Raw genomic sequence first — 15,296 nt, forward strand, 5'->3', positions numbered from 1 at the left:
ACCGTACCGGGCGGGTCTCGATGACGAGCGTTCCTGATCTCATTGCCGGTCTCGGCACCGGGCTGGTCGGCGGCTTCACTTCGGGGCTGCTCGGCGTCACTCCCGGTGGTGGGCTCGTCGTGTTCGCGGTCATGCTGCTCGGCGCCGAGCAGCACACCGCGCAAGGGCTCTCGCTGGTCGCGCAGATCCCGCCGACCAGCGCGGCCGGCATCAGGCGCTATTGGGATAGCGGCAATCGGGTGACGGCTGCGGTGTTGCTCTGGCTCGGCCTGGGATTCCTGGTCGGCGGCATCGTCGGCGCACTGATCGCGAACTGGACGACGGCGGCGGTCCTGCAATGGGCCTATGTGATCTACCTATTCTTGCTCGATGCTCTGCTGCTGCGCAGGCGACGGGCGAAGGAGTCCGCCGAAGCAACCGGCGCCGCGCCGGATCCACATCGAGCAGCGCTCCTTGCAGTTGGCTGCGCGGCCGGCGTGTCCTCAGGCTTTCTTGGGATCGGCGGCGGGCTCGCCACGGTGGTTGGCTTGAGCGCGGTGCTGGGCATGGCACAGCACCGCGCCCAGATGATCAGCCTGGCGCTGACGCTGGTGCCCACGACGCTTCCATCCGCCTGGATCTACTGGCGGCACGGCGCCATGCCGGCCTGGCCCACGCTCGTCGCGGTGATCGTCGGCCTCGCGGTCGGCACCGATGTCGGCGCGCGTCTCGCGAACCGCGTTCCGCCGGAACGGTTGCGCGTCCTGCTGGTGGGCTTCGTGTCGCTGATGGCCGTCTGCATGACGCTCAAGGCGCTCGGATGAACCGTTCGCCTCATGTCGCCTGCTTGCGCGAGGCCGCGTAGACGCCGCTCAGCACCAGGGCGAAGCCGATCACGTGGAAGATCTGCGGCCGCTCGCCGAGGAAGACGAACGCCATGATCGAGCCGAACACCGGCACCACGTGGAAGAACGGCGCTGCGCGGTTGGCACCGATCAGAAGAACGCCGCGGTTGAAGCACAGATAGGCGATGGTCGAGGGAAAGATCGCGACGTAGAGCAGTGACAGCAGGTTCTGGGTGTCGAGCGCCATCACCGGGCGCGTGTTGAGCTCCCAGATCAACAGCGGAATCAGGCTCGCGGCTCCGCAGCCGAAGGTGAAGGCGACCATCGACAGGCCATGGATCTGCGGTCGCTTGATCGTCAGCACCGAGTAGAAGCCGAACACCGCCATCGCGACCAGGAAGATCAGGTCGCCCTTGTTGAAGCTGATGTCGGCGAGCGCCGCCGGATGGCCGCGCGTGAGGATCAGCAGCACGCCGATCATCGACAGCACGATGCCGATCGCCTGCGCCAAAGTGAGGTGCACGCGCAGCAGCAGCATCGACCAGAGCGCCACGATCAGCGGACCGCCGGATTGCAGCAGCAGCGTGTTGAGCGCCTGGGTGTATTCGAGCGACCAGTACTGCAGCGTGTTGAAGGCGCCGATGCCGGTCACCGACAGCGCGATCATGACGCCGAGCTTGGAGCGGATCGCCGGCCAGTCCTGGCGAAGCTGCTTCCAGGCCAGCGGCAGAATGATCAGGAACGCCAGCGACCAACGCAGGAACGACAGGGTGACAGGCGGAATGTGCCCGGCAGCCAGCCGGCCGACGATCGCGTTGCCGGCCCAGCACAGCGCGGTGATGCTGAGCAGCACATAGGGTTGGTTGGCGATCCAGGCGCGCGCGGGCGCGGCGGACGCGGTGGGATCGGCGGCAGACATGCGGCGGTGTTGGCCCCGGTTCGTGCGCCGCGGCATCCGGCCCGGTCATCCCGGCCGCTGGTCCTCCCCGGCCTCGTCGACAGACACCAATTGCAGCTGCCTATCAAGAGGGCAGATGCATCGCGACTATGCAGCGGCGCTGGTCATGAACCGCGGTGGTGATGCCGCCGGTGAGTTCGCAAGGTCGTGGACTGTACGGCGACCGATTTGAGACCTTCGGCGCAGACCAGATAGGCGATAACGAGAGCCGCGATGGTGGCCAGCACGGCGATCGGCGGCACCACGAAGCCGAACCAGGCGCCGGCCGGGGTGAAGGGCACGACGAGCGCGACGGCGAGCGCGGTCAGTGACGACGCAGTCAGCATCGGATCGGCGCGGTTGCTCCATGGCCGTCCGTTGGTCCGGATGATGAAGATGACGAGGATCTGGGTCGCCATCGATTCGAGGAACCAGGCGGTCCGGAACTCGTCGGGCGTCGCATGGAACAAATAGAGCAGGGCGCCGAAAGTGAGAAAATCGAACAGCGACGACAGCGGGCCCATGATCGCGGCAAAGCGCAGCAGCCGCTTCATGTCCCAGCGCTGCGGCCGCGCGGTGGCCTGCGGACTCACACGATCGAACGGGATGCCGAGTTCGGAGAGATCATAGAGCAGGTTGTTGAGCAGGATCTGCGTCGGCAGCATCGGCAGGAAGGGCAGTATGATCGAAGCGACCGCCATGGACAGCATGTTGCCGAAATTCGAGCTCGCGCCCATTCGCACGTATTTCAGGATGTTGGCGAAGGTGCGCCGCCCTTCCTCCACACCGTCGGCGACAACCTCGAGATCGGAGGCGAGCAGGATGATGTCGGCGGCGGATTGCGCCACGGCGGTGGCGCCGTCGACCGACAGGCCGATGTCGGCCACCTTCAGCGCCGGCGCGTCGTTGATGCCGTCACCCAGGAAGCCGACGACGTGGCCCGAGGCCTGCAGCGCCTTGACGATGCGCGATTTCTGATCGGGGGCGAGCCGGCCAAACGCGTCGGCCGAGCGCACCTGCACCGCGAGCGCGTCATCGCTGAGTTCGGCGATGTCGCTGCCGGACAGCACGCGATCCGCCCTCAGTCCGACCAGCCCGGCCAGTCGCTTGACCACGACCGGATCGTCGCCGGAAAGGATCTTCAGCGCGATGCCGGCGCGCGCAAGCTGTGCGATGGCCGCGGCTGCGGTCGGCTTGGGCGGATCGGCGAACGCGCACAGACCCTCGAAGATCAGTTCCTGCTCGTCATCGGTCTCGATCTCGCGCGGCGCGCCGGTCCAGGGCCGTGACGCGATTGCGACCGTGCGCAGGCCCTCGCGCGCCAGCGCGTGAACGCGCGCGCACATCTCGTTGCGGCCGCCGGCGTCGATCGGCGTAGTCGCGCTGCCCTGCCGTTGCTGCGTGCAGAGCTCGATCACCGCCTCTGGCGCGCCCTTCACGATCAGGATCTGATCTGCCCCGCGGATCGCCAGCACCGAGCCGAGCCGGCGCGAGAAGTCGAAGGTCTGCTGTCCGCCCAGGGTCCATCCTGCTGCCGCACGGTCCGCGCCGGCGATGAGCGCGGTGTCGAGCGAGCCCCGATCGCCGCCGAGCGCGGCAGCGATCGCGCCGAGCTCCGCGGCTCGCGGGTCGTCGCTGCCGTCGGGCGCGATGCTTCGGGCGAGCGTGATCTCTGCTGAGGTCAATGTTCCCGTCTTGTCGGTGCACAGCACCGACATCGCGCCGAGATCATGGATCGCCGCGAGCCGCTTCACGATCACCTTGCGGTTGGCCATGCGAAGCGCGCCGCGCGACAGGGTCACGGTGGTGATCATCGGCAGCAGCTCGGGCGTCAGTCCGACGGCCAGCGCCACCGAGAACAACAGCGAGTCGAGCACATCACGGCCGAACACGACGCGCACCGCGAGCACGATCACGACCAGCGCCAGCGTCAGCCGCGCGATGACGAGGCCGAACTCGTGCAGGTCGCGCTCGAACGGCGTGCGGGCCTGCGCTTCGGCCAGCGCCGAGGCGGCAGCGCCGAACATCGTGTTCGGCCCGGTGTTGACGACGAGCGCGACGGCCTCTCCGGTCTGAGCCACGGAGCCACGAAACAGCGCATTCGACGTGTCATTCTCATCGCTGGGAATACCGGCCTGTTTCGTCACGGGATAGGGCTCTCCCGTCAGCGCCGCCTCGCCGGCAGTGAAGGCCTTGCTTTCGATGATCAGCGCATCGGCAGGAACGATGTCGCCCGCGCGGACGCGCAGGATGTCTCCGGGAACGACGGCGTCGACGTCGATCTCGCGATAGGCGCCGTCCCGCTTGACCTCGGCCTTCAGGGCCACGGAGCGGCGGAGCTCCTCGGCCGCCTTGACGGCATGCCCCTCCTGAACCGTATCGAGTCCGATCGACAGCGTGAGGATGAGGACGATGATGGCGCCGCCGATCACGTCGCCCGTCACCATCGAGATGATGCCGGCCACCAGCAGGATCAGCGATAGCGGCTCGAGCAGGCGGCGGAGCACGGCGCGCATCGGCCCCACGACATGCGATGGGGAGTCGGCATTCCGGCCGTAGCGTTGCAGCCGCTGCTCGGCGTCGGCTCTGCCGAGGCCGTCCAGGTCGCAGCCCAGCGCTGCGCCTGCCTGCGCAGGCGACAGGCGCCAGAACCGGTGTAGGCCGGGGGTCGTATCAGTGCTCACATGCGTCCGTTCATGTTCGTGGATGATTGGTAATGGTCATCATGCCTGATTTGCATGAACGATCGTCCGCCGGTTGACCTAGCGCAACATCCTGCTGTCGCGATCCCCTAGCTTTGTGTGCAATGCGCCGCGGGCTGACGGCCGCACTCAAGGAATGGATGGCGCGTCACTGGGCATCATCCGCATTGACGAGTTTGTGTTGACGACCATGGCCGATCATGCCGCAGCTCTCCCTTCCCCTACGAAAGCCGCCGTTGGTCCGACCGTCCTAGCGGCGGTCTGGGCGCATCGCTGGTTTGCTCTCGCCATCATCGTGCTGCTCGGCCTTGGCGGCTGGCAAAGCGTCCGGGTCATGCTTGGGCCTGCCATCGTGGTCGATCAGGTCCGGCGCGGCAACCTCGTCGAGACCGTCGTTGCCAGCGGTCACGTCGAGACGCCGTTCCGCGTCGAGATCGGCAGCCAGATCACCGGCACCGTCGAGGACGTGCTGGTGCTGGAAGGCCAGCACGTCACCAAGGGCCAGCCGCTGATCTCGCTGGAGTCGCGCGAGCTGAAGGCTGCGGTGGTGCAGGCACAAGGGCAGGTGGCGCAGGCCGAGGCGCGGATGCGCCAGCTCGCCGAGCTGACCTTGCCGTCGGCGAAGGAGGCCTTGCGCCAGGTGCAGGCGACCTTGCTCAATGCTCAGCAGACCTATGACCGGACGTCGCAGCTGACCGGCAACGGCTATGCCACGCGCGCGGCGCTCGACGAGGCCCAGAAGACGCTCGACGTTGCGCTGGCCCAGAAGCGTGCCGCCGAATTCCAGGTCTTCACGGCGAGCCCCGGCGGCAGCGACTACGTCATGGCCGAGACGCAGCTGAACCAGGCGCGCGCCAATCTCGACACGGCGCAGTCGCGTCTCGGCTATGCGACGATCTCGGCGCCGCGCGACGGCGTGCTGATCACGCGCAGTGTCGAGCGCGGCACCGTGGCGCAGCCCGGCAAGACGCTGCTCGTCCTGGCGCCTGCCGGCGATCTCCAGCTCGTCCTGCAGATCGACGAGCGCAATCTCGGCAAGCTGGCGCTCGGCCAGACGGCGCTCGCGTCGGCCGATGCCTACCCCGACAGGCGCTTCCCCGCTGTGGTCAGCTACATCAATCCCGGCATCGATATTTCCCGCGCGTCCGTCCAGGTCAAGCTGATCGTCAAGGACCCGCCCGACTATCTGCGCCAGGACATGACGGTGTCTGTCGACATCGAGGTCGCCTCCCGCAAGGATACGCTGGAGCTGCCGGTGCGCTCGGTTCACGATATCACCTCGGGACAGCCCTGGGTGCTCGGGGTGAAGGACGGCCGCGCCGCCAAGCAGCCGGTGCGCGTCGGCATCCGCGGCAACAGCCATGTCGAGATCGTCGACGGCCTGAACGCCGGTGACATCGCCGTGCCCCAGAGTTCCGGCATCCTGACCGGCCAGCGCTTCCGCCCGGTGCTGCCGTGAACCGCTGGCTGCCCTTCGAGTGGATCGCGGCGGTGCGTTTCCTGCGCGAGGGCCGGCTGCAGACCTTGTTCATCATCGGCGGCATCGCGATCGGCGTCGGCGTCATCGTGTTCATGTCGGCGATGCTCGCCGGCCTCGAGGCCAATTTCATCAAGCGGGTGCTGACCTCGCAGCCGCAGATCCAACTGCTGACGCCGGATCAGGTTGCGCGTCCCCTGCGCAACGACAATGGCGTGATCGAGGATGCCATCGTGCAGCGTCCGAGCCAGCGCGTGATCTCGATCGATCAATGGCCGAAGATCCGCAATCAGATGCTGGCGATGCCGGAGATCTCGGCGGTATCGCCGACCATCTCCGGCTCCGCCCTCGCCATTCGCGGCGACGCCAGCCGCGCCGTGACGCTGTCCGGCATCGAGCCGGAGAGCTACTTCACAATCGTGCGCGTGCCGGACTACATCGTCGCCGGCGAGCCGCGGCTGACCAGCGAGGACATCATCATCGGTACCGAGCTCGCCAGGGATCTCGGCGCGATCGTCGGCGACAAGCTCAATGTTCAGGCCGCATCCGGCGCCAACCGGGTGCTGATCGTGACTGGCCTCGTCGACCTCGGCAGCAAGGGCGCCAATCAGCGCTCCGCCTATGTCGCGCTGCGCACGGCGCAGTCGCTGCTCGGCATGGTCGGCGGCGTCACCACGATCGACATCACCGTACGGGACATCTATGCCGCTGAGGACATTGCGCAGCGCATCCAGGCCGCCAATCGCGTCAAGGCCGACAGTTGGATCAAGACCAACGCGCAGTTCTTCACGGCGGTGCGCGCGCAGGCGACATCCAACACGCTGATCCGCGTCTTCGTCGCGCTCTCGGTCGCGTTCGGCATCGCGGCCGTGCTGATCGTCTCGGTGATCCAGCGCTCCAAGGAGATCGGGATCCTGCGTGCGATGGGCACCTCGCGCGGACAGATCTTGCGCGTGTTCCTGCTGCAGGGCGGGCTGCTCGGCTTCGTCGGCTCGCTGTTCGGCGCGGCCATGGGCGCGGGTGCGCTGATCTATTGGCATGCGGTGCAGCGCCAGGCCGATGGCTCGGAGTTGTTTCCATTGATCCTCGAACGCCGATTGTTTCTCATCACGGCCCTGCTCGCGACGGTGACGGGCCTGCTCGCCGCGACCGCGCCGGCGCTGCGCGCGGCCAAGCTCGATCCGGTGGTGGCGATCCGTGGCTGAGGTCCTGCTGCGACTGGAGAAGGTCTGCAAGGCCTACAATGTCGGGCTGCCGACCGAGACCGAGGTGCTGCACGACATCGACATCGAGGTCGACCGCGGCGAGTTCGTCGCGCTGATCGGTCCGTCCGGCTCCGGCAAGAGCACTCTGCTGAACATCGTCGGTCTCTTGGACCGGCCGACCTCCGGCCGGTTGGCGATCAAGGGCCAGGATACTGCGTCGCTCAGTGATACCGAGCTCACCCATCTGCGCGGCCATACCATCGGATTCATCTTTCAGTCTCATCTCCTGATCTCTGCCTTCACGGCCAAGGAGAACGTGATGATGCCGCTGCTGGTCGATCGCGGCTTCCCGGGCCCCGAGATCGAGGCGCAGGCGTCGAAGCTGCTCGACCAGGTTGGGTTGGCGAAATTCGCCGACCATCTCGCGAGCAACATGTCGGGCGGCCAGCAGCAGCGGGTCGCGGTGGCGCGGGCGCTGGCGATGAACCCCGATCTGGTCCTGGCGGACGAGCCGACCGGCAACCTCGACACCAAGTCTGCCGAGGCGGTCTTTGGCCTGATGCGCGACGTCAATCGGGAGGTCGGCACGAGCTTCCTGCTCGTCACCCACAACCTTGATCTGGCCCGGCGCTGCGATCGCATCATCGAGGTTGTCGACGGCCGCATCCAGAGCTGAGGGCGGGCCGCTTCGATCGTAGATTCGCCGCCGTTCGGGGGCTCAATGGAACTGCCCGGGTCGATGCGCCGCCAGAAGCGCACGGCCGGGTCGCCCGATCCGCAGCCGGGGCGGCTTGAAATTTTGGGGCTTATCAAAGGCTTGGTGGCGCTCTTGTGTGCTCCGAAGGCCCGTTCTCGCTTGCCTAGCCCGGCGGCTTCCTTTATCCGGTGGGTCGCCTCGCAAGCGAGCGGTCCTGGCCGCGATTTGGGCTGGGCGCATGGTTGGCCAGGCTGGCCCCTCATCGGAAGCGATTTCGTCCGAACCGATCGTGCTGTTTTGGATCTTGGCAGAGGAAAGAGCTGCGAATGGCTAACGTCGTCGTCGTCGGCGCCCAATGGGGTGACGAGGGGAAGGGCAAGATCGTCGACTGGCTGTCGGAGCAGGCCGACATCGTCGTTCGCTTCCAGGGCGGCCACAACGCCGGTCATACGCTTGTCATCAACGGCGCGACGTACAAGCTGGCGCTGCTGCCGTCGGGCGTGCTGCGCACCGGCAAGCTGTCGGTGATCGGCAATGGCGTCGTGTTCGATCCGCAGGCCTTCCTGGACGAGGTCGGCAAGCTCCAGTCGCAGGGCGTCGCCATCAGCCCGGACAATCTGCGCGTTGCCGAGAACGTCACGCTGATCCTGCCGCTGCACCGTGAACTCGACGCGCTGCGGGAATCCGCGAGCGCGGCGACCGCGATCGGCACCACCCGCCGCGGCATCGGCCCGGCCTATGAGGACAAGGTCGGCCGGCGCGCGATCCGGCTGATGGACCTCGCCGATCTCGATACGCTGCCGCACAAGATCGACCGCCTGCTCGCGCACCATAATGCGCTCCGCCGCGGCCTCGGCCTCGAACCGATCGACGGCCAGCAGATCCTGCGCGAGCTGACCGCCTTCGCGCCGAAGCTGCTGCCCTATGCGGAGACGGTCTGGCGGCTGCTCGACATCAAGCGCCGCGAAGGCAAGCGCATGCTGTTCGAGGGCGCGCAGGGTGCGCTGCTCGACGTCGACCACGGCACCTATCCCTACGTGACCTCGTCCAACACGGTGGCGGCGCAGGCGGCCACCGGCGCCGGCCTCGGGCCGGGCGCGATCGGCTATGTGCTCGGCCTGTGCAAGGCCTACACGACCCGGGTCGGGCAAGGGCCGTTTCCGACCGAGCAGGACAACGAGACCGGCCGCAAGATCGGCGAGCGTGGCCGCGAATTCGGAACGAATACCGGCCGGCCGCGTCGTTGCGGCTGGTTCGATGCGGTCCTGGTCCGTCAGGCGGTCCGGACCTGCGGCATTAACGGTCTTGCGCTGACCAAGCTGGACATTCTCGATGGTTTCGACACCATCGATGTCTGCACCGGCTACAGACTGGACGGCAAGGAGATCGATCATTTCCCGGCAGGTGAGGGCGCGCAGTCCAGGGTCGAACCGATCTACGAGACGATCGAAGGCTGGAAACAGCCGACGGCGAACGCGCGCTCCTGGGCCGATCTGCCGGCACAGGCCATCAAATACGTCCGGCGCATCGAGGAACTGGTGGGTTGCCCGATCGCGCTGCTTTCCACCAGCCCCGAACGCGAGGATACTATTCTGGTCCAGAATCCCTTCGAGGCGTGACGGGACCCGACAGCTGAGCGCGCGAATTGAGTTGATATGGCCGACTACTACCCGCTGATAGCCCGTGCCATTGCCGGATTGGACCCCAACGCTCCCGGGGAAAGCCGGCGTGCGCTTTACGAGCGGGCGCGGGCGGCGTTGATCGCACAGTTGCGCAGCGTCCAGCCGCCGCTCAGCGAGTCCGAGATCACGCGCGAGCGGCTGTCGCTCGAGGAGGCCGTTCGCAAGGTCGAGGCGGAAGCAGCCCAGCGTGCCCGCGAGGCGCAGCGGGCGTCCAGTGGCGCTGCCCGCCCAGGCGATGCGCTCCGGCGGGCCGGTGCGCGCAATTCGGATGCTCCGGCACCCCCCTCGGCTCAGCCCACTCCGACTCCAGACCAGGCCGTCACTGCCGCCCCCCGGCCACGACCGGCGGGCCCGGCTGCTGCCCGGGCCGAGCGGCCGCCGCTCGGCGCCGAGACGGCCGAGCTGCGTCCGGCGCGCAATCCGCGACCGGAAGCGCCGCCGGCTGCCGCTGGCGCACCAGCTGTGCCACCGCGGCCCCAGCCGCCTCAAACGCCTCCACAAGATGGGGCGGCGCCTCCCGCGCGCGAACGTCCGGCTGCCGCCCGCCGCGGTGCTCAGGACAACGGCAATCCGGCAACGCCGCCCGCCATGCGCGGCTTCCGCGACATCACCGCTGATGTCGACGATCTCGGCAAGGCCACCGCGCAGGCCAACCGCGCGGCGCGCAAGACCTACGCCAACGTTCCGGCCACCGATCTCGATCGGCTCGAGGGCGACGACGATGACCGGCCGCCGCTGCCCGAGGCGCCGTACTCCTATGACGAGTCGGTCCAGGAGGCCGAGCGCTACGCGCTGCCGGCCACCTCGACCCGCCAGCGTGGCGCCGCTCCGGATCGCGAGGGCAAGAAGAAGCCGGAGCGCAGCGGCTCGACCTTTCCGTTCAAGGCCGCCATCGCCGCCGGGATCGTGCTGATCCTGATCGGCGCCGGAATTCTGTGGGGCCGGCCGCTGGTCGGGGTGGTCAACGGCCTGTTCAAATCTTCCTCGACGGTCGAGGCGCCCAAGGACACCGGCGCGCCGCTGAGCAAGCCGAAGATCACCGACCGCGTCGGCCAGTCGCCGTCCTCGGACCAGATCGCGCCGGTCGCACAGCGCGTCGTGCTGTATGACGAGGATCCCGCCGATCCGAAGGGCAAGCAGTACATCGGCTCGGTGGTCTGGCGTACCGAGCAGATCAAGGCGACGGGCACGCAGAAGGCCGATATCGCGGTGCGCGCCGACATCGAGATTCCCGATCGCAAGTTCAAGATGACGATGTCGTTCCGCCGCAACACCGACACGTCGCTGCCGGCGAGCCACACCGCCGAGCTCACCTTCATCCTGCCGCAGGACTTCTCGGGCGGCGGCGTCGGCAACGTGCCGGGCATCCTGATGAAGTCCAACGAACAGTCGCGCGGAACGCCGCTGGCGGGCCTTGCGGTGAAGGTCACCGACGGCTTCTTCCTGGTCGGCCTGTCCAACGTCGACGCCGACCGGACCCGCAACGTGCAGCTCCTGAAGGAGCGCTCCTGGTTCGACGTTCCCTTGGTCTACACCAATCAGCGCCGGGCCATCATCGCGATCGAGAAGGGCGCGCCGGGCGAGCGCGCGTTCAACGACGCCTTCGCGCTGTGGGGTGACTGAGCAGGCCGCACGCGCCTCGCGCGTTCGGCGAATCGCCGAGGCAGGAGATTGGGCATGAAGCGATATCTCATCTTCGTTGCCGTAGGCCCGGCGCTGGGCGGCTTCGCGCTGCTCCTGGTCACGACCTACATGTCCGGTTATTGGACCAACACCAATCCGGGCGAAGTGGCCAAGCTGTTCAAGGTCTTCGTCACCTCGCTGCAATACAGCTACCTGTTCGGCTTCTTGCCGGCGCTGATGATGTGCGCGATCGACGACATCCTGTTCCACGTCAGGCGCATCGGGCCGACGTTGCGGATGCTGCTGGTGGGCGGCATCGCCTTCCTGCTCGCGGCCTTCAACTACGCCTCGCATGGCTCCGAATACGGCATCGTGCAGTGGATCCTGTACGGGCTGGTCGGCTTCATCCCGGCGACGGTGTCATCGTGGCTGGTGCACAGATTCGTTGAGGAGCCGCAGCCGGCGGTCGCTACTGAGCCGCCGACTGCGTAAGCCGATCGCACGAGCCGATCAGCCCTACCTGCCGTTGCCGCGGCAGCGGCCGCCGGGGCCGATGTGAAAGCCGCGCGGGCAGGCGTGCGCCGCCGGATTGGCGTAGTTGCGCAGGCATCCGCCATAGGGACCGCGGTGCCAGCCCGGGCCGCAGCCGCCGGCGACCTGGATCACCTCAGGCTTGGATCCGGCGTCGATCGGCGCCAGCTGCATCGCAGATGCGCCGACGGTGAGAACTCCCAACAGGAGCGCGCTGGTGAGGATGGTTCGCATCGATGGTCTCCCTGGTGTGATTTGCGAAAGGGTCAGCCGCCGGCAGCGAAGGCGATGCCGGCACGCACCTCGGTGATGGCCTGATCGATCAGCCCCAGCGCGCGCTCGCGATGGCCGCCCTTGTTCGGTGTCGCCTGAGCCAGCTCGGCCCGCGCCGATTGCAGCATGGTGATAGTCGCGGTCATGTGCGGCTGCGCGCCGAGCGCGTAGCCGATCCCGATGCAACCCGCGAGGGCGGCGCCGAGGCAGAGCTTGCGGGCCGCGGAAGACATGGTCATTTCAATCTCTCCTCGTACTCATGGCTGTTCGACTTGAAGGGGGCAGGCCGCAACGCATGTCCGCGTGCGTCCATCGGCATCGCTAGTTGAACCCGTTGCCGCTGTCTTGGACTCATCGGCATGAACGGTCGCGCGACTTGGACTGATCGGCGCTCCCGATCCCGTCTTGATGAGCTCTGCCGACTTCAGCGGCCGTTCATCCCGCCGCTGCCACATTGATCGCCTTGCCTTGGAAATTCCTTTGCCTCGGGTCCGATTTCGATGACCATCGTCAGGAAAATGCTGTCGACCGACATGCTGCCGAAAGGGCTCGACGACAGGCAGCGCTTCTTGTGCTTTGCGGAATTGTTCGAGCACTTCTCCAACACGGGCGAGCTCGATCCGGCCGAGGACGTGCCGTTTCGCGCCGCAATGAACGCGATCCACATCGGGACCACCTTGCTCGGGCGCTGCGACGGCACCTTCACCCGTGTCAGGCGCGAACGGCGCCAAGTGCTCGCGACCAATGACGACCGCTATTGCCTGGCGCGCAACGCCGGCAGCCGCGAGGCGATGGTCGTCCATCGCGGACGCGAGTTCGTTCTGCGCCCCGGCGCAATGGTGCTGCTCAAGCTCGATGAGCCTTTCTTCAGCGCCGACGGCGCCAGCCACAAGCGCTTCGTCAACGTGCATCTGCCGATGATGACGCTGCGCTCGATGGTCTCCGGTGTCGATGATCTGGTCGGACGCGAATTGGCGCCGGGCGGCGCGCTGTCGCTGGCGATGGATTACAGCGAGCTGCTGCTCGCCCATCCCGCCGCGGCCGACGAGGCCGGCCCGGCGATCGCGCAGCATCTGCTCGATCTGGTGGCGCTCGGGCTCGGTGTGCGCGGCGACGCGATGCGCAAGGCCGGCCGCGGCGGCCTGCGCAGCGTTCGCCTGGCGGGGCTGCTGACCATTCTGAACAGCCGCTTCACCGAGCCGGATTTTTCGGCGCAGAAGCTCGCCGTCGCGGCCGGGCTGTCCGAGCGCTACGTCAATGACCTGCTGCATGAGGCCGGCGCCGGCTTCTCGGCCCGGCTGAACGAGCTGCGCCTGCGCAAGGCCATGGACCTGCTGGCCGGCGGCGGACGCCGCATCAGCGACATCGCGTTTGCCTGCGGCTTCAACGACCTGTCCTATTTCAACCGCTGCTTCCGGCGCCGCTTCGGGCTGACGCCGACCGGCGCCCGGGGCCGCTAGGCGAGACAAGGCGACGGTTCGACGCAACTTGTGCCGAGCCCCGCGCGTTGCCATCTCATGGGTATGCAAGACCACATGGCTCCCTCGCCCCGCCGCGGACGCGCCTCGCAGGCGCACTTCGACGCCAATGAGGCGCGCGGACCGATCATCGACCAGGACGGACGTGAGATCCCGCAGGGCTCCTTCCGGTCCTCGTTCAACGGCGCCTTCGTCGGTCCGGACGGTGTGCGCTTCGATTTCAACACCGCCAATCCCTTCGGCAATCTGACCCGTGAGCAGCGCATCGCGCGGCTGGAGGCCGTGGCGAAGCTGCTCGACGTCGCCTTCGTCCTGCCCGGCACCAACATCCGCTATGGCATCGACGGCATCATCGGCCTGATCCCGGTGGTCGGCGACCTCATCGCGACCGCGCTGTCGCTGTGGCTGGTGCGCGAGGCCCGTGCGCTGGGCGCGCCCTGGCACGTCATTACGCGGATGCTGGGCAATGTCGCGGTCGAGGGGGTGATCGGCATGGTCCCCGTCGCGGGCGACGCCTTCGACGTGCTGTTCCGCGCCAACATGCGCAACGCCAAGATCCTGCGGCGGTGGCTGGATACCCAGTCGCGTTGAGGCGCTGCGAGACCGGGCCAAAACCTCGCAAACCGACCCCCATAAAAAAACTGCCCCGCGCGAGGCGGGGCAGGGTGTTGAAGACTGGTCTGGCAGCCGTCAGGCCGCATCGGCGTCCTGCGCCTTGTCGACCCCCCGGCGCGGCAACGGAAACGCCTCGCTCTCATACAAGGTGCGGATGCCGTTCTGGTCGAAGCGGGCTTCCTCGACCTGCAGGTAGGCGCCATTCAGCGAATCCGCAGGCAACTCCTCCATGGCGAAGCGCACGGCTTCAGCCGCGGTGCCGAACCGCCGGTAGGCGAAGCCCGCCCGCTTCTTCTTGCGGATGGCGGCGGGAAACAGTTCGGCAGAGGTGTTGAAGTTGAACGGACGCAGTGGACGCATGGTCTGAGACCTCTTCTTGTCGGCTGGAAGCGCTGACGCGAGCTTTCAAAACATTCAGCTTGGCAATGACGCCAGCGATTGCGGGGGTGGAGGGCGGGATTTGCCGCTCCAGGCGGCCCGGCCCTGCATAGTCAGTTACGGTCTCTAATATAGGCCGATTTGGCAGAAATGCGAATCCTGCACGCTCACATCGTAAATCCGGCCTGGTTCGGGGCCTACTGAAATATCCTATTTTTTCAACGGCTTAATCGATCCACAACTTGTGAATGCAGGAGAGCCCGATCTGCACGGCTAAAATCTCGCCCCTGGTGGCCGGTTTTGGCCCCCGGCGCCGCGCCGGCCGCCAGCCCAGCGGCCCCGATTACCGTCCGTGACGGAACCGAGGCCGATGGAAACGTCAGCGCGGCTTCAGCTTCAGGGCCGCCGAGTTGATGCAATAGCGCAGGCCGGTCGGCCCCGGGCCGTCGGGAAAGACATGGCCGAGATGGCCGGAGCATTTCGAGCACAGCACCTCGGTGCGGACCATGCCGTGGGTATGGTCGGTCTCCTCGTCGATGTGGCTCTCCGTCGCCGGCTGGGTGAAGCTCGGCCAGCCGCAGCCGGAGTCGAATTTGGCGTCGGACTCGAACAGGGTCTGGCCGCAGCCGGCGCACACATAGGTCCCGGCGCGATGCTCATGCTCGTATTCGCCCGAGAACGGGCGCTCGGTCGCCTTCTCGCGCAGCACGGCGTACTGCATCGGCGTCAGCTCCTCGCGCCATTCCGCCTCGCTCTTGATGACCTTGTCGCTCGTCTTGGTGTCGCTCATCCCGTTGTCCTCCGGGCGGACCGAACTGGTCCGCTCCCTGTCATTGCGCTGATCGGCCTCGGTCGCGGCCGCAGGTCGTCGCCT

Annotated in this window: 15 protein-coding genes; 9 read left to right on the forward strand and 6 right to left on the reverse strand. The window is 67.1% G+C overall.

All coding sequences use genetic code 11. The features are described 5' to 3' along the window. Nucleotides 1–20 precede the first annotated feature (20 nt). Nucleotides 21–803 (forward strand): sulfite exporter TauE/SafE family protein, encoded by a 783-nt coding sequence (locus tag ACQR13_RS11385; RefSeq protein ID WP_315714134.1) that lies wholly within the window; start codon nucleotides 21–23, stop codon nucleotides 801–803. A gap of 10 nt (nucleotides 804–813) precedes the next feature. Here ACQR13_RS11385 and ACQR13_RS11390 read toward each other — a convergent pair whose 3' ends face one another. After that, on the reverse strand, nucleotides 814–1,743 hold the full coding sequence (locus ACQR13_RS11390; RefSeq protein WP_315750078.1) for a DMT family transporter: 930 nt from the start codon (nucleotides 1,741–1,743) through the stop codon (nucleotides 814–816). 143 nt (nucleotides 1,744–1,886) lie between these two features. After that, nucleotides 1,887–4,445 (reverse strand): magnesium-translocating P-type ATPase, encoded by a 2,559-nt coding sequence (gene mgtA / locus ACQR13_RS11395; RefSeq protein WP_434862838.1) that lies wholly within the window; start codon nucleotides 4,443–4,445, stop codon nucleotides 1,887–1,889. A gap of 208 nt (nucleotides 4,446–4,653) precedes the next feature. On the opposite strand from mgtA, the gene ACQR13_RS11400 reads away from it, so the two are divergent. From ACQR13_RS11400 to ACQR13_RS11425, 6 genes are all read left to right on the forward strand, one after another. Then, nucleotides 4,654–5,922 carry an efflux RND transporter periplasmic adaptor subunit gene (locus tag ACQR13_RS11400; RefSeq protein ID WP_316192040.1) on the forward strand — a complete coding sequence of 423 codons (1,269 nt, stop codon included), beginning with the start codon at nucleotides 4,654–4,656 and terminating at the stop codon, nucleotides 5,920–5,922. Further along, nucleotides 5,919–7,145 carry an ABC transporter permease gene (locus ACQR13_RS11405; RefSeq protein ID WP_315750080.1) on the forward strand — a complete coding sequence of 409 codons (1,227 nt, stop codon included), beginning with the start codon at nucleotides 5,919–5,921 and terminating at the stop codon, nucleotides 7,143–7,145. The genes ACQR13_RS11400 and ACQR13_RS11405 overlap by 4 nt, the downstream gene beginning before the upstream one ends. Continuing rightward, the gene (locus tag ACQR13_RS11410) at nucleotides 7,138–7,821 is read left to right on the forward strand and encodes an ABC transporter ATP-binding protein (protein ID WP_315750081.1); all 684 of its coding nucleotides are present in this window, start codon (nucleotides 7,138–7,140) and stop codon (nucleotides 7,819–7,821) included. The genes ACQR13_RS11405 and ACQR13_RS11410 overlap by 8 nt, the downstream gene beginning before the upstream one ends. Before the next feature lie 347 nt (nucleotides 7,822–8,168). After that, nucleotides 8,169–9,461 (forward strand): adenylosuccinate synthase, encoded by a 1,293-nt coding sequence (locus ACQR13_RS11415; RefSeq protein ID WP_315714139.1) that lies wholly within the window; start codon nucleotides 8,169–8,171, stop codon nucleotides 9,459–9,461. Between the two features lie 36 nt (nucleotides 9,462–9,497). After that, the gene (locus tag ACQR13_RS11420) at nucleotides 9,498–11,147 is read left to right on the forward strand and encodes a hypothetical protein (protein ID WP_315750082.1); all 1,650 of its coding nucleotides are present in this window, start codon (nucleotides 9,498–9,500) and stop codon (nucleotides 11,145–11,147) included. Between the two features lie 54 nt (nucleotides 11,148–11,201). After that, nucleotides 11,202–11,639 (forward strand): DUF5413 family protein, encoded by a 438-nt coding sequence (locus tag ACQR13_RS11425; RefSeq protein ID WP_315750083.1) that lies wholly within the window; start codon nucleotides 11,202–11,204, stop codon nucleotides 11,637–11,639. 24 nt (nucleotides 11,640–11,663) lie between these two features. Here ACQR13_RS11425 and ACQR13_RS11430 read toward each other — a convergent pair whose 3' ends face one another. Both ACQR13_RS11430 and ACQR13_RS11435 read right to left on the reverse strand, forming a co-directional pair. Next, nucleotides 11,664–11,912, reverse strand: a complete 249-nt coding sequence (locus ACQR13_RS11430; protein ID WP_315750084.1) for a GCG_CRPN prefix-to-repeats domain-containing protein — start codon at nucleotides 11,910–11,912, stop codon at nucleotides 11,664–11,666. Nucleotides 11,913–11,944: 32 nt separating this feature from the next. Then, a complete protein-coding gene (locus ACQR13_RS11435) occupies nucleotides 11,945–12,190 on the reverse strand; it encodes a hypothetical protein (protein WP_315714143.1) in 246 nt (81 codons plus the stop codon). A gap of 261 nt (nucleotides 12,191–12,451) precedes the next feature. Between ACQR13_RS11435 and ACQR13_RS11440 the strand changes: the two genes are divergently transcribed. Both ACQR13_RS11440 and ACQR13_RS11445 read left to right on the forward strand, forming a co-directional pair. After that, nucleotides 12,452–13,411, forward strand: a complete 960-nt coding sequence (locus ACQR13_RS11440; RefSeq protein WP_315714144.1) for a helix-turn-helix transcriptional regulator — start codon at nucleotides 12,452–12,454, stop codon at nucleotides 13,409–13,411. Between the two features lie 75 nt (nucleotides 13,412–13,486). Further along, on the forward strand, nucleotides 13,487–14,020 hold the full coding sequence (locus ACQR13_RS11445) for a DUF4112 domain-containing protein (RefSeq protein WP_315750086.1): 534 nt from the start codon (nucleotides 13,487–13,489) through the stop codon (nucleotides 14,018–14,020). A 99-nt stretch (nucleotides 14,021–14,119) separates the two neighbouring features. Here the strand turns inward: ACQR13_RS11445 and ACQR13_RS11450 are convergent, their stop codons facing one another. Continuing rightward, entirely contained in the window at nucleotides 14,120–14,404 is a 285-nt protein-coding gene (locus ACQR13_RS11450) for a hypothetical protein (protein ID WP_315714146.1), read from the reverse strand. A gap of 397 nt (nucleotides 14,405–14,801) precedes the next feature. Then, a complete protein-coding gene (msrB, locus tag ACQR13_RS11455) occupies nucleotides 14,802–15,212 on the reverse strand; it encodes a peptide-methionine (R)-S-oxide reductase MsrB (protein WP_315750087.1) in 411 nt (136 codons plus the stop codon). Between the last annotated feature and the right edge of the window lie 84 nt (nucleotides 15,213–15,296).

Origin of the sequence: Bradyrhizobium sp. HKCCYLRH3059 (genome assembly GCF_051168035.1) — a bacterium.
Classification (GTDB): domain Bacteria; phylum Pseudomonadota; class Alphaproteobacteria; order Rhizobiales; family Xanthobacteraceae; genus Bradyrhizobium.